Origin of the sequence: Pedobacter nototheniae, from assembly GCF_004335085.1 — a bacterium.
GTDB classification, from domain to species: domain Bacteria; phylum Bacteroidota; class Bacteroidia; order Sphingobacteriales; family Sphingobacteriaceae; genus Pedobacter; species Pedobacter nototheniae.
On sequence record NZ_RQRS01000013.1, the window covers coordinates 125,766 to 146,837 of the forward strand.

The following is a 21,072-nucleotide window of genomic DNA, read 5'->3' on the forward strand; positions in this document are numbered from 1 at the left end:
TACTAAAAATATTAGTAAATTTGAGCTATGGAAAATCTATTTTTAGTCTGCATTATTCCTCCTTTAACGGTTGTAGAAGATATTGATGAAATCAGAAATGATGTTTCTTCAAAATATAACGTTCATGAATCTTTAAAAAGACCAGCACATATCACGCTTTATAATCCTGTTAAATTATCATCACTTCTTCAAGAACAAAATTTTTTTAGCGCTTTAGAACAAGCAGTTTTTACAGATTCTTTTAATCAGGTTTTAAAAAATTTTAATGGATTTAAGCCGTACACAGTTTATATTGGTGTGCAGCAAAACGAAGGAATTATGCATCTGCAGGCGCAAATTAAAAACGAGCTAAAGCCATTAGAATTACTACCTGCTAAGACTAATTTTAAGTTTAATCCACATTTAACAATTGCTTTTAAAGATGTTAAGCCAGCGGTATTTGATTCTATAATGAACGAGTACAAGGAAAAGCAATTTAAAAGAACATTTCCAGTTAATAGTTTTTGGGTTTACAAACACATAGATAAAAGGTGGCAACCTTATAAAGAATTTATCTTTAAGGGAAATACAGCCAAGCAAAAACCACCTAGCCTTTTCGATTAAAACGGCATACCAATACCAAAATTATATTGTAGGAAACGGTAAGTATCAGGTGCATGCGTTGCATTAAAATTGTTTTTAAAGTCTTTACCTCCTGATAAGAATTTTCCAATTACCCATTGATCTGCACCAGAAAACTGAGGATCTTTAAGCTTTAAACCAATATCAAATCTAAAAACAAAATACTGAACATCATATCTTAAGCCAAAGCCGGTACCAATTGCAATTTGCTGAGCAAGTTTACTTAGTTTAAATATGGTTTCTTCATTGGTTTTGGTAACATTCTCTACAGTGGTTGATGTTCTGGTAATGTTCCAAACGTTACCTGCATCAACAAAGGCTGCACCTTTTAAAGCACCACCAAAAAACTTTTTAGTTATGGTAAAACGGTATTCAAAATTACTTTCTATACGCATTTCTCCCAGCTGATCTAATCCAAAAACGGCCTTTCTTTCTGCTTCGCTCCCAATAGATTCTCTATTGTAATTACCCGGACCAATTGTTCTGGCCTGCCACGCCCTAATACCACTCGATCCACCTGCAAAAAACAGTTTTTCAAACGGGATTCCCGAACCTACAGAGTTTCCGTAGGCATAACCTATACCTGTGTTTAATCTGGCTATAAACTGCCTTTCGCCACCCAAATATTTGTACCATCTAATATCAACCTCAGGACGTACATACTGGTTAAATGGCAAACCTAAAATTTTCGCGTAATCTCCGTTAGCCGGATCACTTTTTGAGCCTGATAGTTTAGATATTCCTTGCAATAAATTACCAGCAATGTCTATATTACCTCTAAGATAAACAAAGGATCTTGGCTGATTAAGCTTATCGGCATTTAAAGTATAAGTATATTTCATACCCAATGTAAAATCCTTGCGTCCTAAAAGCTTCACATAATATTGGTTGTTACGGATTAAGCTATCCGCAATGTTTGGGTCAAGATTACCAAAACGGTATTCAAAATTTAATGGTGTAAATGAGTGCAGTTTAGATTTCGTTTCTACCCAATCATATGTAATCGAATTAATAAAAATCCGCCTAACCGAAATATCCTTTTGCAAAGCATAAATGTAACTGGATGAAAACGTGGTATGTGGCATTCCGTTAGATCCCAAAACTGGATTATAGAACGGGATAAGTAATCTTGGTACCGTTATACTTGCACTGATAGAGAAATCTCGCTGATAAATATCTTTAAATGGCGAAGCTCCATTTCCAATTCTCGATTGTAAACCACCTTTAACCTGCAACTCAAAACGTTCTGCACCTCTAAAAAGATTATTATTGGTATAGGTATTACTTAAATTAAAACCAACCGTACCGCCGTTAAAAGGGACCTCTCCTTCTATCCTGTTGCTCATTACCTTTTGAGGAGTTAGAAGAATAATTGGGTTAATTTTATTAGAGGTACTATCACGATTAAAATAATCGATTTTAACATTTTTAAAGATATTCAGTTCGTATAAACGATCATAAGTTAAATTTTCATTCCTGATGTCGTATAATTCACCCTGCTTTAAAAAGTCATACCTTACAATTGGATTTCTTCTATAACGTTTAGAAAAATCAGTAAAAATAATTCCGTTAACGGTGTCCTTACTAAGTTTTTTTTGAGCAGAATCAGGGAAACCATCCGGATTTGGCGCTATAACCATGTGCGTATAACCAATGTTATACTGTTTGTGACCATCTTTTGTTGGCGGGTTGGTAATATTTAAACGTAAATCAACCTGGCTCACATTTGCGGTTTCGATAACATCAAAATTTACAAAAGGCCTTAGAAAATAGAAATACCCATTCTCCTTCATAACTTTATAAATCTGCTCTCTTTCATAAGTTAAGGAGTCCATATCATATTGCATTCCTTTATGCAAATGAGTTAACCCTGGCCTTTTAGACTCATAAATATTTTTAATGTTTTTGTTGGAAATAGAATCTGTAATCTTATTTATAAAAGAAGCAGGACCTGGAGTTGCTTTAAATTTAACTTCAGCTTTTTTGTCTTTTACCTTAATATCAGATTCAACCTTTGCTTGAAAATATCCCTTTCCTCGTAGAAATTTTTGAATTTGGTTTCGAGAAATTTCCACCAATGTACTATCTAAAATAGCCGGTGGTGTACCAAAAGGTTTAATATTATTAGTTTTATATCGCCCATCTTTCGTATTAAATAAATTATACAATGGCACATTAATACTGTATGGAGAAGTGGGCCTAATATCCTTTTGAACATAGTTGTAAGCCTGTTCTTCGAATTTTTTATCTACACTATCGATGGTAACTTTCTTAACGATAGCCTGATAGTCTGCAATATATTTAGTTGATGAACAAGCCTGCATTAAAACAATAATTATAAGTAATATTGCAGGGCTTTTCAGTTTAAAATTTATTAAGTATTTGTATGCTTTCAAAATCTCAGATTAGTTTTATTAAATCGTTACATCAAAAAAAATATCGCCGTGAAAATGGATTATTTATTGTTGAAGGTATAAAATCTATTAAAGAGTTTATACACTCAAGCTACCAAATTCACTCTATATTTTACACCAGCGAACAACACAATTTGTTACCCAAACTGGCTGCAAATATAAACTTATTTGAAGTAAACAACGCTGAGTTAGCGAAGATTAGTACATTACAAACTCCACACGGCTTTTTGGCACTCGTGAAATTTCATGAAAATAAAAAGTTAAACATTAAAGATTTGAACGGAGCGTTTACTCTTGTGCTAGATGGAGTACAGGATCCTGGAAATATGGGTACTATAATAAGGACAGCAGATTGGTTTGGTTTTAAAAACATTATCTGCTCCGAAGATACCGTAGAAGCTTATAATCCTAAAACAGTACAAGCCACAATGGGATCGCTTGCGAGAATAAATGTATTTTATGAAAATTTACCTGCTTTACTAGCGGAAGTTAAAATTCCTGTTTATGGCGCCCTACTTGATGGAGAATCTATTTATAAAACTAAATGGAAGAAAGAAGGATTGGTTATTTTGGGTAATGAAGGGAAAGGAATTACAGAAGAAATTATAAAAATGATCGATCATCCGGTAACAATTCCAAGAATTGGTAAAGCAGAATCTTTAAATGTTGCTGTTAGTGCTGCAATTTTTTGCACTGAAATAGTGAGAGATAGCAAATAAATGGTAATTTAATTTAAAATTAAACGCTCTAATATTTGTTCGCTAATTTATAATTGCTATTTTTGCAGCCTTGAATTTATCAGGTCGAGTGGCCGAGTGGCTAGGCAGAGGTCTGCAAAACCTTCTACAGCGGTTCGAATCCGCTCTCGACCTCCATTTGTACAAATAAAATATAATAAAAGGTTATTACCATGGCAGTTACCAGATTAAAAAGAAAAGACAGAAGAAATAAAAACTTTGCTCATCAGGAAGTAGATTTCTTAAAAAGAGCAACTAACATCGAATTAGGAAGTCGCTCTGCACAACCTAAAAACGATCAATTAGCAAAAAACAACGCTGTTTTAGCTGCATTGGCAAAATAGTTTTTAGAAATCTTCTAAAAAATTTAAAGCATCCTATTGATCACAGGATGCTTTTTTTATGCCTTTAATTTTCTCTTTCATTCCTCTATCTTTAACCCGTAAACAAATAAAGGATTTTTAGGCAATTGAATTCTATGATCGATAACGATACAAAACGCCTTTCGAGGTTAACCGCTATTTTAATCCAATTACAATCGAAAAGGCTAATTACTTCTACTGAATTGGCCAAAAAGTTTTCGGTAAGCACACGTACTATATACAGAGATATTAGAGCTTTGGAGCAAGCTGGCGTTCCTATTTTAACTGCAGAAGGCAAAGGATATTCCATTATTGAGGGGTATAGCATTCCGCCGGTTATGTTTACCGAGAGCGAAGCGAATGCATTAATCACAGCTGAGCAACTTGTTTTAAAAAATAAAGATGCATCTTTTGTAAAAGAATATAGCGAAGCAATTATTAAAATAAAATCCGTTTTAAAGAATAATACCAAAGAAAAAGCAAATTTATTATCTAATAGAATTGTTTTCAGGCAAAATGCAGCAGAAAATAAAACTAGCGACCATTTAGCTAATTTGCAACTCGCTTTAACCAATTATAAGGTAACGAAAATAGAATATTATGCGCCAGATAATGATGAAACCACTCAAAGATTAATTGAACCTTTTGCATTATACAGCACTCAAGAAAATTGGCTTTTAATCGCTTGGTGTAGATTAAGGATGGATTTCAGATCATTTAGGCTCGATAGAATAAGATCATTAAACTTATTGGATGATTGCTTTGAACCACAAAAAATATCACTGCAGGAATACTTTAAAATTTGTTTGGAAAAATATTCAACGCCCCTGACATAGGGCTGTCACAAAGCCGCTTTATCTTTGAGTTAAATTAATAAACATCAAAATGAGCAATCAAATTATAGAAAAATTTAGCGTAGTTGGTATTTCAGTTAGAACTACAAATGAAAATGAACAATCGGGAAACGATATTCCTGAATTATGGAATAAGTTTATGACTGAAAATATTTTAGAAAAAATTCCAAATAAAGTTGATCCATCTATTTACGTGATTTACACCGATTACGAAAAAGATCATACCAAACCTTACACCACAATCATTGGTTGCAAAGTTTCTGAAATAGATGAAATTCCTGCCGGAATGGTTTCGAAGACTATAGAAAAAGCTATTTATAAAAAGTATCCAGTAAAGGGTAACCTTGCAGAGGGCGCTGTGTTAAACGCATGGACTAAAATTTGGACTACAGATATTCCAAGAATATTTACTTCAGATTTTGAGGTGTACGGTGAAAAAGCTCAAAATCCTGAACAGGCAGAGCTTGACATTTTTATTGCAGTAAAATAATAACTTAATTTTGGAGCGCAATAGAATTTGCGCTTCCACTAATTTAGAAACCTATTTAATCAGGCTTTTACAAATATCCTTAACTAAGCCAGGTCCTTCATAAATAAAACCTGTATAAAGCTGTAAAAGGCATGCTCCGGCATCCAATTTTTCTTTAGCATCTTCAGGAGAATGAATACCACCAACGCCAATAATTGGAAAAGCACGATTAGATTTCTCTGATAAGTAACGTATTACTTCAGTTGATCTATTTTTAACAGGCTTACCACTTAAGCCACCCATTTCATCTGTAAGTTCCTTCTCTGTAGCCAAATTTTCGCGACTAATTGTGGTGTTGGTTGCAATAATGCCGGCGATTTTAGTTTCTGAAACGATTTCAATTATATCATCTAGTTGAGCATCTGATAAATCAGGTGCTATTTTCAACAAGATTGGACGGGATATATCATTTTTGCGGTTTCGCTGTTGTAAAGTATTCAGAATATTTTTTAAGGGTCCTTTTTCCTGTAACTCACGCAAACCAGGTGTATTCGGAGAACTTACATTTACCACAAAATAATCAACTACATCAAATAACCTATCAAAACATTTGATATAATCACTTACTGCATCTTCATTGGGTGTTGTTTTGTTTTTACCAATGTTTCCACCTACCACAATATCAGGATGTTTATCCTTCAAAATCCGTAAACGTTCTGCCATTACATCAACTCCCTTATTGTTAAAACCCATACGATTAATCAGGGCTTCATCATTAGGTAAGCGAAACATACGGGGCTTATCATTTCCGGGTTGCGGCATTGGCGTAACGGTACCAACTTCTATAAAACCAAAGCCAAGATTGCTTAAAGCCTCAACATATTCGCCATTTTTATCAAAACCAGCGGCTAAACCTACCGGATTTCTGAATTTAATTCCAAAAACTTCCTTTTCAAGTCCTTTAACATTAAAATCAAAACTGCTTCTGATAATGGTTTTACCAAGTGGAAATCTATCATTAAACCATTTTAATCGCTTTACGACAAAATAATGTACGTTTTCGGGATCAAATTTGAAGAATATTGGTTTAATAAGGCGATACATGCAACGAAGATAAAATAACTTAATGTAAAATGGAAAATGTAGAAACATAATTCTAGTAATATTCCTTTATGCACTTAACAATTTTACGAATTGTTTAAAATTTCATTCAAAAAATTCTATCTATATTAACTTATTAAGCCCGTTGAATTGCTTTATATAAACATTTCGACGGGCTTAAAAAAGCGTATTTAGCGCTGATAGATTAGAGAATTTTACCTTTTAATAAGCTGCAGTAAATTGCTCTTGGTGGTGTGCATTATTTTCTAATTCGTCCACAATAACGATTGCTAAATCCTCTACTGATAAAATAGAACGGCCTTCTTCATTAAAAACTGGACTAGTTTTACCTAAACGATATTTTCCGGTACGGCCAACTGTTATGCCTTGGTGCATTTCTATGGCAGGGCTGAAAAACAACCAATCTAATTCTTTTTCATTTTTTAATGTGTTAAAATAATCTCTAACCGCTGTTGCTCCGGGTTTGTAAGCTTCAGGAAAATCTGGTCCATCAACAATTTGTTTTCCATCGATTTGCAAGGTACCTGCACCGCCAATAAAAACATAACGTTTAACACCAGCTGCTTTTACACCCTTTTGGATAGCTTCTGCCCCTGCAACTGTATCAGCATAAAGATTTGGATTAGTCCAGCCTGCATTAAATGCACTTACTACGGCATCACTTCCTTTTACAGCTTCAGCCAATTTAGCTGTATCTAAAACATCAACTTGTTTTTTAATTAACTTATCGCTTACAGCTTCAATTTTATCTACATCACGAGCAATTGCGATTACTTCATTACCACGATTTAACAATTCTTTTAAAATTGCGGCGCCTACAAATCCTGAGGCTCCAATTAATGCTACTTTCATTTTATTTAATTTTTATGTTTTATTTTTATATTGTAACTAAATTTATTACAGTTTGTATGAAAAAAAATTTATATGAATTTACTGCTAAAATCTGATAGATTTTGAGCAGATAATCTTTTAATTAGCGCCTCTTCTGCATCATTATATAATTGATCCAGATGTTTATTTATTTGTTTACCAACTGGACAATTTGGGTTTGGCTCATTCTTACTTTCGCCTAAAATACTTTTCTGTTTTACGGCCAAATAAACGTCTCCTAAGTTAATATCTGATGCATTTTTTGCTAAAGCACTTCCTCCACCCTTACCTTCTTTACTTAAAACAAAGCCATACTTGCGCAGGTTTATAATTTCTTTTCGTACTAAAACTGGATTGATATTAATACTACCAGCAATCCAATCAGAAGATACCAACGCTCCTTTGGCTTGATCCAGAAGCGTTAGTATATGTAAAGAAATAGAAAATCGACTGCTGTTCATTCTGTAATTATTTTTATTACAGTACAAAAGTAGATATAAAATTTAGATTTCCAAATATTTCTTCTTTATTTCACTAAATTATTGATTTGAGCATACTGAAGAAGCATTATTGTTTTTCCATCTTTAATTTCCCCACTTCCAATCTTATTTACTGCTTCTTCAAAAGGGATTTCTAATACTTCAATATTTTCTTGTTCTTCATGATGACCGCCACCTTCGCTTACTTTCATATCTTTTGAATATTCTGCAACAAAGAAATAAACAATTTCTGTAACAGAACCTGGCGACATATAGGCTTCGAAAACCTTTTTTACTTCGGTAATTTTGTAGCCTGTTTCTTCTTCTGTTTCGCGTTTAATTGCCGTTTCTGGATTATCTTTATCCAGCAAGCCAGCACAAGTTTCAATTAACATTCCACTTTCGTTTCCATTAATATAAGTTGGCAAACGAAATTGCCTTGTTAGTATTACCGTTTTATTTTCTTTGTTATAAAGCAAAATAGTTGCTCCATTGCCCCTATCGTAGGCTTCGCGGTTTAGTGTTTCCCAAGTACCATCTTTCTTCTGGTATTTAAAGGTGATTTTATTCAGGGTATACCAATTATCTGAAAGGATTTCCGTGCTAATTATTTTTACGTTTTCGTTATTCATTTTTATAGATTGATTTTCAACCAAACTTATACATTTTAGTGATTCGAAATTTGTAAAATATGATTTTGTTTAAATCATCTCAAAGCTTATATACTTAACCACCTGTATAATTTAAGGTGTTATGAATTTGATATACAGACAAAAATTAGCCTTTAAAATTCGTACTTTTGCACCCGAAATGATTTCAATAAATAATTTAACATTCCTGATTGGCTCAAGGGCCTTATATGATGAAGCGAACTGGCACATTAAACCGGGCGATAGAGCTGGCTTAATTGGTGCTAACGGGACAGGAAAATCTACACTATTAAAAATAATTGTTGGCGAGTATGCACCAACTTCTGGAACGGTTTCCATGTCTAAAGACTTGAAAATTGGATATTTAAACCAGGATTTACTTTCTTACGATTCTCACCATAGCATTTTGCATGTGGCGATGGAGGCTTTTGAGCGCCAAAACCAACTGCACGACGAAATTGAGGAATTACTAAAAAAAATAGAAACTGATTACAGTGAAGAGGTTTTATACAAATTAAGTGATAAACAACAAGAGTTTGAAGCACTTGATGGTTATAATATAGAATACCGTGCTAATGAAATTTTGGCTGGTTTAGGTTTTAGTACGGCAGATCAGCACAGACCTTTAAACACCTTTTCTGGGGGTTGGCGGATGCGTGTAATGCTTGCAAAGATTTTACTTCAAAATCCTGATATTTTATTACTGGATGAGCCAACCAACCACATGGATTTACCCTCAATTAAATGGCTAGAAAACTATTTAATGGGTTTTGAAGGTGCTATTGTTATCGTTTCTCACGATAGATATTTCCTGGATAAAATTGTAAACCGTACGGTAGAATCTCGTAAGGGAAAATTAACCGTTTATGCTGGTAATTACAGTTTTTATGTAGAGGAAAAAGCATTACGTGGTGAAATTCAAAAAGGAGAATTTAAAAACCAACAAGCAAAAATTAAGCAGGAAGAGCGCTTAATTGAGCGTTTTAAAGCTAAAGCGAGTAAAGCTAAAATGGCTCAATCGCGAATGAAAGCTTTGGATAAAATGGAGCGTATTGATGATGTGGATGATGATAACCCTACAGTTAACTTCAGCTTTAAATTTACAAAACCTTCTGGCAGGCATGTTGTTAGGATTGAACATGCAACAAAAAGCTATCCAAACGTACATATTTTAGAAGATGCCGAAGGTGTAATTGAAAAGGGTGATAAAATTGCCTTAATTGGAGCCAATGGAAAGGGTAAATCTACTTTATTAAGAATTATTGCTGGCACTGAAGGCTTTGATGGCTTCTGTGAAACAGGACATAATGTTACTACTACTTTCTTCGCACAGCACCAATTAGAATCTTTACACTTAGAAAATTCTATTTTAGAAGAGTTACAGGCTTTTGCCCCAAAACATACTGATACTGAATTACGTAGTATTTTAGGTTGTTTCCTTTTTACAGGTGATGACGTATTTAAGAAAATTAAGGTTCTTTCTGGAGGCGAAAAATCAAGAGTTGCTTTAGCAAAATCTTTAACAACAGACTCAAACTTTTTAATTCTCGATGAGCCTACCAACCACTTGGATATCCAATCGGTAAATATTTTAATTCAGGCTTTGGATCAATTTGAAGGTACTTTTATTGCAGTATCTCACGATAGATATTTCCTGGATAATGTAGCCAACAAAATCTGGTTTATCGAAGAAGAAAAAATTAAGCAATACCCTGGAACATATGCCGAATATGAAGAATGGAATAGCAAAAGGATCATTCCAGTTTCTAAACCTATCCCAGTTAAATTACCAGAGAAACAAAAAGAAGCGCCAAAACCAACTACTCCAAACACGGCAAATCAGCTTAAAAAGTTAAACGATGAATTGCAGAAAACTGAAAAGCTTATAACTGATTTAGAAGCATCTGTAAAAAATATTGAGGCAGAATTAGCTGATGAAAATGTATACAGCAAAGCTGATAAACTTGCCGAAGCCAACAAACGCTATTTGGCGGCTAAACAAGATTTAGATAACAGTCAGGATAAATGGGAGAGTTTGGCTGCAGAAATTATGGAGCTCGAAGGATAATAAAATCAAAAAATAATTAATTTATAATATTAAGCCGAAGCTATTCTTCGGCTTTTTTTTGCATCTTAATTTTCTAAAAAATAAAGTTTTATTTATCATTTAAGTCCAAATCACGTTTCTTCATAAATTATTCGGGAAGTGCCAACTAATATTCAAATAAAATATACGCTTTGTCTCTTCATTTCAAAAATGTAGCTTTAACCCATGCAAAAAATACTACTACCTATATTATTTTTCATCTCTACAATAGCATTTGCCCAAAACAATACATCTTTCGTTTACGAAAACAAGATATACCTTCCTAATATAAAAACTGTACTTTGCTACAATAGCAACAAAGAGCAATCCTTGCCTGTAATTACATTAAACTCTAACGAAACGTTAAGCTTTTCATTTGATGATTTACTCGCTGGGACAAAAAATTATTGGTACACTGTGGAGCATTGCACATCCGATTGGCAATCTTCAAGGATTTCGAGCATTGATTATTTAGAAAGTTTTAATGATGATAGAATTATCAATTATCGTTATTCTGTTAATACCACGAGAAAATATACGCACTACGAATTAACTTTGCCTAACGATCAAATTAAACCAAAAATTAGCGGCAATTATTTACTTAAGGTTTATGAAGATGGCGATTTAAAAAAACCTGTTATTTCTCAACGTTTTTATATAGTTGATAATCAATTTGGCATTGCAGCCGAAGTAACCAATTCTTTTCAGGTTGCAGATCGCAATTCGAAGCAAAAGATTAATTTCACTATAAACCATCAAATGTCAATACCTAATCCTTATCAGGATTTAAAAGCAGTGGTGATGCAAAATTTTAATTCGAATACTGCAATAATCAATACAAAACCGTCATTTATAAAGCCAAATCAATTAGTTTATAGCGATGTTAATACAAATGATTTTTGGGGAGATAATGAATTCAGGAAATTTGATATTAGAAGCTTACGGTACAAAGCCGACAATGTGAAGGGCATTTATAGAGATAACGAAGCAGTTAATGTAATTTTATTTCAGGATCCATCAAGAAACACCACCGCTTACGCCAATCAGTTTGATGAAAATGGAAACTTTTTTGTACGCAATACAGATGGACGTGACGACCGTACGGAAGCAGAATATGCTGGCGTTTTGTTTACGCTAAATGCTGCTGCCCCATCCGCAAGCGGAGATGCCTATGTAGTTGGTCGTTTTAATAATTATATGCTTTCTAATGAAAACAAGCTCATTTATGACCCTGGAAAGAAACAATTTTATGGCAATATTTTAATCAAGCAAGGGCTTTATGATTATGAATACGCGTGGAATGATAAAACTACGAACACAGTTGAAAAGCGACCATTTGAAGGTTCATTTTTTGAAACTGAAAACACATATCAAATTTTCGCTTACTACCGCAGGCCGGGTGCCAGATGGGATAGCTTATTAGGCTTTACACAAATTGCCAATAAAATTTCTGAAAGAAGATAATTTTTTAAAATCCGCTGGATAGATTTAATTATCCAGCGGTTAAATTAATTTGTTTTTAAAACCCATACACTTACACTTCCAGGGTTGCAATGAAATTCTGCCCATCCGTTTTCGCCAATAATAACCTCCTGCTCACGATAGCCTAAAGCATCGATAAAGGTTTTGCCGGCAAATTTCTCTCCTACTTCCATTTCTTTAAAACCTTCTTCGCCTGTGCTCAGTACTACGGCTAAACCGCTATTTTCATGTTCATCATCCCCCTCACGCGTCCAGCCTACACAATTGCCATGATCAAAGTAATCACGTTGTTCTCCGTAAGCCAAAGCCGAGCGAATTTTACTCATATTTTCCAATTCCGGTAAAATTGCAAGTTCTATATGAGTATCTTCCCCTTCAGGATTTTTGTCATCGTAAATACCACCGTATAAATCAGGAAAGAACAAACAAGGAATCCCCTGGATTCTTAATAAAATAATTGCGTAGGCAATCGGTCTGAACCAAAACTCTACATAAGATTCTAAAGCTTGTAAAGGTTGTGAATCGTGATTATCGACAAAAGTAACGGCTAATTCTGGGTGAAGCTGAACCAAAGTATTATCAAAAATGGTACGCATATCAAAATTATTTCCATCCAAACTGGCGAGATAAAAATTGTGATGCAAGAGAGAGTCAAATAATTGTGCCCTTCCCTGAGTAACATCGATATACTCAACCATACCTTCAGTACTAATCACATCCCAGTTTTCGGCAACAATAAAAAAGTTTCTATTAAATTTTTGGTTAAGATGGTCAATCCATTCGTTAATAAACTGAGGGTTGATGTGTTTTACAGCATCCAGGCGAAAGCCATCAACTTTAGTGTTTTCTACTAACCACTCTCCCCAATATTTCAATTCCTCTACCACCGCTTGGTTTCGATAATCAATGTCATTAAACATTAAATAATCATAATTACCAAACTCTGTAGATGGAACTTCCTCAAAGCTTTCTCCTGCATGGTTTTGGATAGAATAAATTGCTGTTTGTTTTAAATCTTCTGCCCAATCTACCCCACTAAAACATTGGTGATCCCAGATAAATTCAGAATATTTCCCCTTTCTAGCAGGAAATGTAAACTTTGTCCATGCTTCTATTTCAAAAACATCACTGGTAAATTCGTTCCTATCCTCTTCGTTAACTGTTCTTACCTGAATTTTTTCAAGCTCATCACCCCCAGCCTTATGGTTAAAAACCACATCTGCCAGCACTGAAATGTCTTGATCGTGTAAAGATTCTATCGCCTTAGTATATTCATCTTTAGCGCCATATTTGGTGTTTATACTTCCTTTCTGGTCGAACTCACCCAAATCGAACAAATCATAAACATCGTAACCAACAGAATAACCACCTGTACTAGCCTTGTAAGCAGGCGGCAACCAAACAGATGTGATACCTATTTCTTTCAAGTGTTTAGCATCATTAGCTACTTTAACCCACAAATTTTGTTCTTCGTTATAATACCAATGAAAATATTGGATAATGGTTTGATTTTGCATTAATTGAGTTTTATGCTATGATAACATGATATTTTTTTAATTGTTTTAGCTAATTGAACAATGATTTGCATATAATTTTGTTACAATTTTACGTACTTTTGCGGCAAGTTATGAGTTTGAAAAAGAAATTTGCCCGAGAAAGTTTTACAATAATGAATGAATTGGTGTTGCCCAATGATACCAATACACTTAATAACCTAATGGGTGGCCGTTTGCTACACTGGATGGATATTGCGGCAGCAATTTCGGCTCAAAAACATTGCAATCGTATTGTTGTAACTGCTTCTGTAGATAATGTTTCTTTTAAACACCCCATTAAACTAGGTGATGTTATCACTATTGAAGCCAAAGTTACGCGTGCTTTTAATACCTCAGTAGAAGTGAGACTTGATGTTTGGGCTGAGAATATTCCTAGCGGTGCCAGACAAAAAAGTAATGAAGCTTATTATACTTTTGTAGCTGTTGATCAAAGTGCTAGAACCATTCCTGTGCCTGAATTAGTACCTGAAAGTAAAGAAGAGATAGAACTTTTTGATGGTGCACTACGCCGCAGACAATTGCGCTTGGTTTTAGGTGGAAAAATGAACCCTGATGATGCAAGTGAGTTGAAAGCTTTATTCTTTAAAGCGTAATTTTACATTTTTTTTCGACTACTTATATTGATTGTACTATTTTAGCAGTGTTTAATACGCTAAAAATATGACAACTTATACGATATTAATTATTTTAAGCGGATTAGTAATATTCTCTTATCTGTTTGATTTGGTGGCAAGTAAAACCAAAATACCATCGGTTTTACTATTGCTTTTATTGGGTATTGGCTTGCGTTTATTGGTTGATAACCTACAACTCCATACTTTCAATTTTCTATCTATTTTACCAACTTTAGGAACTGTAGGCTTAATTTTAATCGTTTTTGAAGGTTCACTGGAGTTGAAGTATGATAAGGAGAAAAACAAAATTATCAGAAGTGCTTTCCTATCTGCATTTTTCATTTTAATCAGCACAGTTGTATTCATTACCTTTATAATTTATCAAATTACCCATCAGGGATTATATGTTTGCATAGCCAATGCCATTCCTTTTAGCGTAATCAGTTCTGCAATTGCAATTCCATCGGCTGCCGCACTCGGCAATAAGGATAAGGAATTTGTGATTTATGAATCTTCTTTCTCTGATATTCTAGGGATCATTATCTTCAACTTTGCCATTACCAATCCCTCAATTTCTTATTCATCTTTTGTAAGTTTAGGTTTAAGCACCTTTCTTATTATTCTTTTTTCGGCAATTGCCTGCATAGTTTTACTTTATATTATGGGTAAACTGGTGCACCACATTAAGTTTTTTCTAATTATTTCGATTCTGATTTTGGTTTATGCCATTGGTCAATCCCATCACCTATCATCCTTAGTTTTAATTTTAAGTACGGGTTTATTCTTAAATAATGCAGATACCATTCAAAATGCATGGTTTAGGAGTGTTTTCCTATATAAAAATCTTACCGCAGATTTATCTCAACTTTATCAATTATCTGCAGAAAGCGCCTTTATTTTACGTACTTTTTTCTTTGTAATTTTCGGTTTCACCATGAATATTTATGAATTGAATGATAAACCGGTATTAGCAAATGGATTGTTTATATTAATTTCCATTTACGCCATTAGATGGGTTTGTTTGAAGTTTTTTAAGGACGGTTTACCTACGCCTATTTTATACATTGCCCCCAGGGGATTAATCAGTATTTTACTATACTTTAACTTGCCTAACTCATTGAAAATACCAGAGGTAGGTACTTCATTTTTATTTTTGGTTGTATTAGGATCGAGCTTAGTTATGACGCTTGGATTGATGTTGAGCAACAGAAAAAAAGAAGTCGAAATTTAAGGCTTAAAGTTAGCAGACATTGCTTTCATCCTAAGTAATTCTGCCTTTGTATCTGGATTTAGCTGATAGTTTACTGTATAATAACTCAGTTCATTTAGTACACTTAAATACTGCTGTTGATCACATTTAATTTTATAATTGGCAACACTCGGGTTTATACTTTGAATGGGCGCTGCTAAAAGGTTTCCTGTAATGTTGATTGCCGCAGCAGCAATATGCCCTCTTATTTCTTCTCCCATAGTTGGGTCCTTTTCACCCCATTTTCTTACGAGCGCACCATTTTGGTTTTTTTCAAAGTTATTTTTACTCCAAGGGTCATAAGTAATAAATTTAATAAATTCCTTATCCCCACTTTTCAAAACCTTTAATTTAATCTGCTTAATAGTAGAAAAACTAATAAGTTCAAGCTTATTATCTCTATTTATTATAACATTAGCTGAATCTACCTGATATAAAATACCTTTTTGGGTACCACTTAAAGTTTTAATAGTTGCAAAATAAGGTTTTACGGTTCGTTGTGCAGAAGCAGTTAAAATAAAGGCGCTGCAAAAAACCACTAAAAAGAAAGCTTTCATATATAGAACGTTTAGATGTCATAAATATAGCTGCTTTCTTTTGATATTATGCGAGCGATTAGAGAAAAGTATTTTTAACTTCCCATTTCCAAAATCTTATCAAATTCTTCTGCTTTTAGTGGCATAACTGATAAGCGCCCTTGGCGAACTAAAGAAATATCTTGTAAACTTTCTTCCGCCTTAATTTGCTCTAAGGAAACTGGATTTTTTAAGCTCTCAACAGGTGATAGATCAACCACAACCCAGTTTGCATCTTCCGTTGTAGGGTCTTGATAAAATTCTCTAACAACTTTAGCTACTCCAACTACATTTTTACCTTCATTACTGTGGTAAAAAAGAACCAGATCGCCTTCTTTCATGGCTTTTAAATTGTTTCGTGCCTGATAATTACGAACACCATCCCAAAAGGTACGTCCATCTTCATTAAATTTGTCCCAACTATATTTAAAAGGCTCACTTTTTACTAACCAATGATTCATAGAATTTTATTTGTAGCAAAACTAATAAATTGCCCAAATAACAGTGTAGTTTCTTTCAAAATATTAGATTTGAGTAAATCTAAGATCTCAAATTATGAACGTTCTAAAATATTTTAACCAAATATGTTTTTTAACTTATATGGCACTTATTATTGTTGCTATTTTTAAGTTTTTCCATTTACCCTTTACTGAAATTATTAGTTCAATTAGTGCTTTCATGATGTTATTTTTTATCATCCTTTGCCTATTTGAAATAAACAATTCTGAAAAATTTAGTTTTAATGAAAAAGTTATGTGGACAAGTGGCTTAATTATATTTAGTGTACTTACCGCATTTATATATGCTGTTAGCGGTAGGACAAAGCTTTTGAAAACTTATAAAATTTTAAAAAGACCCGTTGAAAAATTTAGATCACGATAAAAAGATTTCTATCTTATCAAATCCGAACTTATTTAAAATAAGCTCTTAAACGCTACATGAAAAGATAACATTTAACATTTTTTAAAATATTATGCAACATTATTAGGAATACTGCGACTTCCATATAGAGACAGCATAAACCTATAAAATTACGAGCTCAATTTTGCAATCGACAGAAAAAATAACTGATCAGGAACTAATTACGATGTGCCAGCAGGGCAAAGACTATGGCTACACGGGATTGTACAACAAATATGCAAAACGCATTTACAATTCCATTAGTCGTATTATTTCCCATACGGCTGAAGCGGAGGATATTTTGCAGGAAACTTTTTTCTCTGTATTTGGCGATCTGGATAAATTAAAGGGGATAAATAATTTTGAGGCTTGGGTTAGGAGAATGGCAATTAACAGATCGATTTCTCATTTACGAAAAAAGAAAATTGTTTTTTCAGAGTTGGGTGATACTCAATTTGTAGCGGAGGAAGATTATGATGCAAACGAAAATGAAATATTTGAATGCAAGGTGGAAGATATAAAAAGGTGTATTGAAGAGCTGGCACCTGGTTTTAAAACGATATTAAATTTATATCTATTTGAAAAAATGACCCAGGAAGAAATTGCAGAAATGTTAGGGCTGTCTCATGCTACGGTAAGAACGCAATACCACCGGGCAAAGAAGAAAATTTTATTATCATTAAAGGACAAGTCTTATTATGAATGATCCAATAAAAGAATTTATAGAACAAAACAGGGCAGAATTTGATGATCTGGAAGCTCCAGCATTCAATATTGAAGCTTTTAAAGCTAGAATAAACCCTGAACCTAAAAGAAAAAGTAAGGTAATTTCGCTTTATGGAGGTACCAAATGGTTAGTGGCAGCATCTATACTAGTTGCAATTGGTACAACTTTTTTCTTTTTAAATAGAGAGGATATGGTTACTAATGATAAAATTGTTCAAACGGTAAAACCCCTTAAAAAGCAATCAAATCAACCAGTTATCGAAAAGGTAGAAACCAGTAATCAGCCTTTAAAAACCATCCCTGGGGCGATTCACATGGTTGCTAAAACGAAAAATAAGGTGGAAGAAAAACAATCCATTGCCACAATTTCGCATGCTGATCTTTTTGATAGGCTTACTGATAGTACATCTGCAAGTACAAGACTTTCGGCTATACTGGATATAGAAAAAAGTGGCTCAATAAGCAACAGCACCATAGATATGTTGTACAAAACGCTAAATGAGGATGGAAATAGCAATGTTAGGCTGGCGGCTTTAGGGATTATGGAAAAATATAGTGATGATAGTTATGTATCAGCTTTGCTGGTGCGTTCTTTAAACACTCAAAATGATCCAATGGTGCAGTTAGGACTGGTTAATTTATTGGGCAAAATGAAAAACATTAACATCAATAATGAGCTTTATGCCCTTGCAAACAACCCTAATACGTTTAATGCCGTTAAAGATGAGGCTTACATTTTACTACTTAAAGAAGACAAATTATAATAAAAGATATAACTTAAAAATCAAACAAATGAAAAAGCAATTATTAGTATTTCTCTCCCTCTTTTTATTCACTATAACTGTTTCAGCACAAAAACAATATAAGCTGGCAAAGAGTTCTGGGCGATTAAACATTTCCTTAAATGGTGCCATAGTTGAAGGATACAGCGGAAATGAAATTATTTTTAGCACTTCGGTAACAAAAGATGAAGAAGTAGATGAACGTGCAAAGGGTTTAAGGTCAATTTCTGGCTCAGGATTTACAGATAATACCGGTTTAGGAATTGATGTATCTACCAAGGGCGATGAAATTAATGTAAATTCCGTAAGCAAAAATCAAAAGGGTATTATTACAATTAAAGTTCCACAAAACATTAAAGTAGCTTTTACTAGCACCAGTAATATGGCTTATGAAGAAATTATGCTTAAAAATTTAACCAATGAAATTGAAGTTTCTGCAAGCTATAATAAGGTTAAATTAGAAAACAATACAGGTCCAATGAATATTAAAGCATTATATGGATCGGTTGATGCTATTTTCCAAGGTGATATTAAGGGCCCGGTTTCAATAATCTCTATTTATGGTTATGTTGATGTTTCTATCCCCGCTACGGCAAAGGCAAATGTTCAATTAGGTACCAGCTACGGTAATTTATATGCTGCTGAAGGTTTTAAAATTGCAGTTAACCAAAAAACTGCCGGAAAAGGAGAAGATTTTGAAGCAGAGCCTTTACAAACAAACAAAACAGGCAAGATTGATAGTTTTAGTGAGCGTTTTATTTCCAGAAATGATAAAGAAAATCTTAAAGGTAAAATCAATGGTGGTGGTGCAGATTTAATCCTAAAATCGAACTATAAAAATGTCTATCTAAGACAAAAATAATTCTTCCTAAACCTCAAATACTCCTGCCCGAACCTCTTTTAAGCAGGAATGTTTACTCAATAACAGAAATTATGAAATCAATACTGTTCTGGCTTTTTATGGCCTTAGTGCCATGCATTGCCCTTTCTCAAACGAAAGTAACTAAGACTTATCCTGTTAAAAACGGTCAAAATATAGAATTAAAATTTGATTACCCTAAAATAATCCGCATTAGTAGTTGGGATAAGAATGAAATTTCTATTGAAGCAACCGTTAAAATTAATGAAGGACAAAGTAACCAGGCTTTCTCTCTTTTTGATTCCATTTTTGATGGCAAAATTCTCATCAAAAATAAATTAGATATGAAGCAAATACCTAATGACTACTACTTGGTTGATCGTGGTATTAAAACCAAATTTAACACTAAAGAAGATCTTGAAAAATATGTAAAGGAAAACGCCAGTTCAAATGCCACAACAATTTATCAGCAAAAAGATATAGAAATTACCATCGAAATTAAGTTGCCTTCAAATGTAAACACTAATGTAGCATCGGTATATGGTATTGTTGAGCTGAAAGATTTTAATGGTCCTATAAAAATTGATGCGAAATATGGTGGGGTTGATGCGAGCTTAAGCGAGCAAAAAATTGGTAAAATTAAATTAACCAATCGCTACGGAAAAATTTATACTAATCTTAATTTAAAGCCTACAGAACAAGTTGAAAGGAACTTTTTCACCTCATTAACTGCCTCTCCAGGCAAAGGTCCTGATTATGATATTAGTTCTTCTTACGGGAATATTTACATCCGCGGTCTTTAAAGTAGCCATTTAAAATATTCAAACAGGCTTAGGATGGCAATTATACTAAATACGCGATCCTAAGTTTGTTTCCTACCCAAGTCAGCATGCAACCTTTTTTCGCTAAACCTAGATTTAGTAGCATCCACGATGTTTTCTATCACAATAGAGCGAAACGTACGGTACTTGTTTTCCTAATCTTAATCGCTGATTTAAGAAAGTGATTTGGAAATGAACGGGCTGCAATACTTAGTAAACAGCAGCCCCGCTCCCGTTTCTGCCCCGATAAAAATCGATGGCATCCACGCACATCGGGTTTAAATACAAAGGTTGGAATGTTTCATCTTTGCAAAGCTGAGCCGAAACAATTTGTAATGCCCTTTTTTGCTAAACCTGGGTGAAGCGGCATCCGCGATTTCTTCTATCGCGATACAGCGGAAAACAGGAACAAGGTTTCAAAAGAGCTACAATCCTTGCTTTCCTAATCTTAATCGCTGATTTAAGAAAGTGATTTGGAAATGAACGGGCTGCAATGACAACCGGATTCCCCCATTGTACACCTACAAAACCCTCAAAACGACTGGATTATATCCGTTGTACCCCTACAAAACCTTCCCGACAACCGGATTCACCCTTTGTACCCCTACAAAACCTTCCCGACAACTGGATTCACCCTTTGTACCCCTACAAAACCTTCCCGACAACCGGATTCTCTCCTGCAGAGCCTCGGATAAGCTCCCGACGGCTTTCCCTCAGCTTAATTCATAAAAAAAGGGCGCTCCATTTTATACGAAGCGCCCTTTATTGAATAAAAAAACTTATCCTCTTATCTGAAATTGTATTTTAACCCAACCTCAAACTCTCCGTTATTGTAATTTTGTAC

At 33.9% G+C, this 21,072-nt stretch carries 22 protein-coding genes and 1 tRNA gene; 15 read left to right on the forward strand and 8 right to left on the reverse strand.

Going from position 1 to position 21,072, the window contains the following annotated elements:
- Positions 1 to 27 precede the first annotated feature (27 nt).
- On the forward strand, positions 28 to 603 hold the full coding sequence (locus EHC72_RS13080; protein ID WP_131538156.1) for a 2'-5' RNA ligase family protein: 576 nt from the start codon (positions 28 to 30) through the stop codon (positions 601 to 603).
- Here the strand turns inward: EHC72_RS13080 and tamL are convergent.
- On the reverse strand, positions 600 to 3,017 hold the full coding sequence (tamL, locus tag EHC72_RS13085; protein ID WP_131538157.1) for a translocation and assembly module lipoprotein TamL: 2,418 nt from the start codon (positions 3,015 to 3,017) through the stop codon (positions 600 to 602). The genes EHC72_RS13080 and tamL overlap by 4 nt on opposite strands.
- On the opposite strand from tamL, the gene EHC72_RS13090 reads away from it, so the two are divergent.
- The 5 genes from EHC72_RS13090 to EHC72_RS13110 all read left to right on the forward strand — a co-directional run bounded on the left by EHC72_RS13090 (position 3,008) and on the right by EHC72_RS13110 (position 5,478).
- Entirely contained in the window at positions 3,008 to 3,754 is a 747-nt protein-coding gene (locus tag EHC72_RS13090; protein WP_131538158.1) for a TrmH family RNA methyltransferase, read from the forward strand. The two genes, tamL and EHC72_RS13090, sit on opposite strands and share 10 nt — an antisense overlap.
- Before the next feature lie 82 nt (positions 3,755 to 3,836).
- A tRNA-Cys gene (locus tag EHC72_RS13095) sits at positions 3,837 to 3,910 on the forward strand.
- A 35-nt stretch (positions 3,911 to 3,945) separates the two neighbouring features.
- Positions 3,946 to 4,116 carry a spore protein gene (locus tag EHC72_RS13100; protein WP_131538159.1) on the forward strand — a complete coding sequence of 57 codons (171 nt, stop codon included), beginning with the start codon at positions 3,946 to 3,948 and terminating at the stop codon, positions 4,114 to 4,116.
- Positions 4,117 to 4,250: 134 nt separating this feature from the next.
- Positions 4,251 to 4,970, forward strand: a complete 720-nt coding sequence (locus EHC72_RS13105; RefSeq protein ID WP_131538160.1) for a helix-turn-helix transcriptional regulator — start codon at positions 4,251 to 4,253, stop codon at positions 4,968 to 4,970.
- Between the two features lie 49 nt (positions 4,971 to 5,019).
- On the forward strand, positions 5,020 to 5,478 hold the full coding sequence (locus tag EHC72_RS13110; protein ID WP_131538161.1) for a GyrI-like domain-containing protein: 459 nt from the start codon (positions 5,020 to 5,022) through the stop codon (positions 5,476 to 5,478).
- A gap of 51 nt (positions 5,479 to 5,529) precedes the next feature.
- On the opposite strand, the gene EHC72_RS13115 is transcribed toward EHC72_RS13110, so the two are convergent.
- The 4 genes from EHC72_RS13115 to nudK all read right to left on the reverse strand — a co-directional run bounded on the left by EHC72_RS13115 (position 5,530) and on the right by nudK (position 8,560).
- Positions 5,530 to 6,561 carry a quinone-dependent dihydroorotate dehydrogenase gene (locus EHC72_RS13115; RefSeq protein ID WP_131538162.1) on the reverse strand — a complete coding sequence of 344 codons (1,032 nt, stop codon included), beginning with the start codon at positions 6,559 to 6,561 and terminating at the stop codon, positions 5,530 to 5,532.
- 219 nt (positions 6,562 to 6,780) lie between these two features.
- Complete coding sequence (locus tag EHC72_RS13120; RefSeq protein ID WP_131538163.1) at positions 6,781 to 7,431, reverse strand: NAD(P)-dependent oxidoreductase; 651 nt, start codon at positions 7,429 to 7,431, stop codon at positions 6,781 to 6,783.
- Positions 7,432 to 7,499: 68 nt separating this feature from the next.
- Positions 7,500 to 7,910 (reverse strand): Rrf2 family transcriptional regulator, encoded by a 411-nt coding sequence (locus EHC72_RS13125; protein ID WP_131538164.1) that lies wholly within the window; start codon positions 7,908 to 7,910, stop codon positions 7,500 to 7,502.
- A gap of 65 nt (positions 7,911 to 7,975) precedes the next feature.
- Positions 7,976 to 8,560, reverse strand: a complete 585-nt coding sequence (gene nudK, locus EHC72_RS13130; protein ID WP_131538165.1) for a GDP-mannose pyrophosphatase NudK — start codon at positions 8,558 to 8,560, stop codon at positions 7,976 to 7,978.
- 178 nt (positions 8,561 to 8,738) lie between these two features.
- Here nudK and EHC72_RS13135 point away from each other — a divergent pair, with 178 nt between their 5' ends.
- Both EHC72_RS13135 and EHC72_RS13140 read left to right on the forward strand, forming a co-directional pair.
- Positions 8,739 to 10,646, forward strand: coding sequence for an ABC-F family ATP-binding cassette domain-containing protein (locus tag EHC72_RS13135; protein ID WP_131538180.1), 1,908 nt, complete (start codon positions 8,739 to 8,741; stop codon positions 10,644 to 10,646).
- 204 nt (positions 10,647 to 10,850) lie between these two features.
- On the forward strand, positions 10,851 to 12,128 hold the full coding sequence (locus EHC72_RS13140; RefSeq protein WP_131538166.1) for a type IX secretion system plug protein: 1,278 nt from the start codon (positions 10,851 to 10,853) through the stop codon (positions 12,126 to 12,128).
- Positions 12,129 to 12,172: 44 nt separating this feature from the next.
- On the opposite strand, the gene EHC72_RS13145 is transcribed toward EHC72_RS13140, so the two are convergent.
- On the reverse strand, positions 12,173 to 13,663 hold the full coding sequence (locus tag EHC72_RS13145; RefSeq protein WP_131538167.1) for an alpha-amylase: 1,491 nt from the start codon (positions 13,661 to 13,663) through the stop codon (positions 12,173 to 12,175).
- Between the two features lie 110 nt (positions 13,664 to 13,773).
- Between EHC72_RS13145 and EHC72_RS13150 the strand changes: the two genes are divergently transcribed.
- Positions 13,774 to 14,295 (forward strand): acyl-CoA thioesterase, encoded by a 522-nt coding sequence (locus EHC72_RS13150; protein ID WP_131538168.1) that lies wholly within the window; start codon positions 13,774 to 13,776, stop codon positions 14,293 to 14,295.
- 67 nt (positions 14,296 to 14,362) lie between these two features.
- Positions 14,363 to 15,547, forward strand: coding sequence for a cation:proton antiporter (locus EHC72_RS13155; RefSeq protein WP_131538169.1), 1,185 nt, complete (start codon positions 14,363 to 14,365; stop codon positions 15,545 to 15,547).
- Here EHC72_RS13155 and EHC72_RS13160 read toward each other — a convergent pair.
- Positions 15,544 to 16,122, reverse strand: coding sequence for a hypothetical protein (locus EHC72_RS13160; protein ID WP_131538170.1), 579 nt, complete (start codon positions 16,120 to 16,122; stop codon positions 15,544 to 15,546). The two genes, EHC72_RS13155 and EHC72_RS13160, sit on opposite strands and share 4 nt — an antisense overlap.
- A 74-nt stretch (positions 16,123 to 16,196) precedes the next feature.
- Positions 16,197 to 16,601, reverse strand: coding sequence for an EVE domain-containing protein (locus tag EHC72_RS13165; RefSeq protein WP_131538171.1), 405 nt, complete (start codon positions 16,599 to 16,601; stop codon positions 16,197 to 16,199).
- 139 nt (positions 16,602 to 16,740) lie between these two features.
- On the opposite strand from EHC72_RS13165, the gene EHC72_RS13170 reads away from it, so the two are divergent.
- From EHC72_RS13170 to EHC72_RS13190, 5 genes are all read left to right on the forward strand, one after another.
- On the forward strand, positions 16,741 to 17,022 hold the full coding sequence (locus EHC72_RS13170; RefSeq protein ID WP_131538172.1) for a hypothetical protein: 282 nt from the start codon (positions 16,741 to 16,743) through the stop codon (positions 17,020 to 17,022).
- 163 nt (positions 17,023 to 17,185) lie between these two features.
- Positions 17,186 to 17,746 carry an RNA polymerase sigma factor gene (locus EHC72_RS13175; RefSeq protein WP_131538173.1) on the forward strand — a complete coding sequence of 187 codons (561 nt, stop codon included), beginning with the start codon at positions 17,186 to 17,188 and terminating at the stop codon, positions 17,744 to 17,746.
- Entirely contained in the window at positions 17,739 to 18,530 is a 792-nt protein-coding gene (locus EHC72_RS13180) for a HEAT repeat domain-containing protein (RefSeq protein ID WP_131538174.1), read from the forward strand. Before EHC72_RS13175 ends, EHC72_RS13180 begins: the two co-directional genes overlap by 8 nt.
- 28 nt (positions 18,531 to 18,558) lie before the next feature.
- Positions 18,559 to 19,410: a DUF4097 family beta strand repeat-containing protein gene (locus EHC72_RS13185; RefSeq protein WP_131538175.1), complete on the forward strand. Its 852-nt coding sequence runs from the start codon at positions 18,559 to 18,561 to the stop codon at positions 19,408 to 19,410.
- Positions 19,411 to 19,481: 71 nt separating this feature from the next.
- The gene (locus EHC72_RS13190; protein ID WP_131538176.1) at positions 19,482 to 20,210 is read left to right on the forward strand and encodes a hypothetical protein; all 729 of its coding nucleotides are present in this window, start codon (positions 19,482 to 19,484) and stop codon (positions 20,208 to 20,210) included.
- Positions 20,211 to 21,072: the final 862 nt, after the last annotated feature.

Excerpts from the sequence above, each read along its gene's own strand:
- EHC72_RS13105 (WP_131538160.1), top strand. The coding sequence starts at position 4,251 with ATGATCGATAACGATACAAAACGCCTTTCGAGGTTAACCGCTATTTTA.
- EHC72_RS13160 (WP_131538170.1), bottom strand. The coding sequence starts at position 16,122 with ATGAAAGCTTTCTTTTTAGTGGTTTTTTGCAGCGCCTTTATTTTAACT.
- EHC72_RS13080 (WP_131538156.1), top strand. The coding sequence starts at position 28 with ATGGAAAATCTATTTTTAGTCTGCATTATTCCTCCTTTAACGGTTGTA.
- EHC72_RS13190 (WP_131538176.1), top strand. The coding sequence starts at position 19,482 with ATGAAATCAATACTGTTCTGGCTTTTTATGGCCTTAGTGCCATGCATT.
- EHC72_RS13185 (WP_131538175.1), top strand. The coding sequence starts at position 18,559 with ATGAAAAAGCAATTATTAGTATTTCTCTCCCTCTTTTTATTCACTATA.
- EHC72_RS13090 (WP_131538158.1), top strand. The coding sequence starts at position 3,008 with ATGCTTTCAAAATCTCAGATTAGTTTTATTAAATCGTTACATCAAAAA.
- EHC72_RS13145 (WP_131538167.1), bottom strand. The coding sequence starts at position 13,663 with ATGCAAAATCAAACCATTATCCAATATTTTCATTGGTATTATAACGAA.
- nudK (WP_131538165.1), bottom strand. The coding sequence starts at position 8,560 with ATGAATAACGAAAACGTAAAAATAATTAGCACGGAAATCCTTTCAGAT.
- EHC72_RS13180 (WP_131538174.1), top strand. The coding sequence starts at position 17,739 with ATGAATGATCCAATAAAAGAATTTATAGAACAAAACAGGGCAGAATTT.
- EHC72_RS13125 (WP_131538164.1), bottom strand. The coding sequence starts at position 7,910 with ATGAACAGCAGTCGATTTTCTATTTCTTTACATATACTAACGCTTCTG.
- EHC72_RS13135 (WP_131538180.1), top strand. The coding sequence starts at position 8,739 with ATGATTTCAATAAATAATTTAACATTCCTGATTGGCTCAAGGGCCTTA.
- EHC72_RS13170 (WP_131538172.1), top strand. The coding sequence starts at position 16,741 with ATGGCACTTATTATTGTTGCTATTTTTAAGTTTTTCCATTTACCCTTT.
- EHC72_RS13115 (WP_131538162.1), bottom strand. The coding sequence starts at position 6,561 with ATGTATCGCCTTATTAAACCAATATTCTTCAAATTTGATCCCGAAAAC.
- EHC72_RS13110 (WP_131538161.1), top strand. The coding sequence starts at position 5,020 with ATGAGCAATCAAATTATAGAAAAATTTAGCGTAGTTGGTATTTCAGTT.
- EHC72_RS13100 (WP_131538159.1), top strand. The coding sequence starts at position 3,946 with ATGGCAGTTACCAGATTAAAAAGAAAAGACAGAAGAAATAAAAACTTT.
- EHC72_RS13165 (WP_131538171.1), bottom strand. The coding sequence starts at position 16,601 with ATGAATCATTGGTTAGTAAAAAGTGAGCCTTTTAAATATAGTTGGGAC.
- EHC72_RS13155 (WP_131538169.1), top strand. The coding sequence starts at position 14,363 with ATGACAACTTATACGATATTAATTATTTTAAGCGGATTAGTAATATTC.
- EHC72_RS13140 (WP_131538166.1), top strand. The coding sequence starts at position 10,851 with ATGCAAAAAATACTACTACCTATATTATTTTTCATCTCTACAATAGCA.
- EHC72_RS13120 (WP_131538163.1), bottom strand. The coding sequence starts at position 7,431 with ATGAAAGTAGCATTAATTGGAGCCTCAGGATTTGTAGGCGCCGCAATT.
- EHC72_RS13150 (WP_131538168.1), top strand. The coding sequence starts at position 13,774 with ATGAGTTTGAAAAAGAAATTTGCCCGAGAAAGTTTTACAATAATGAAT.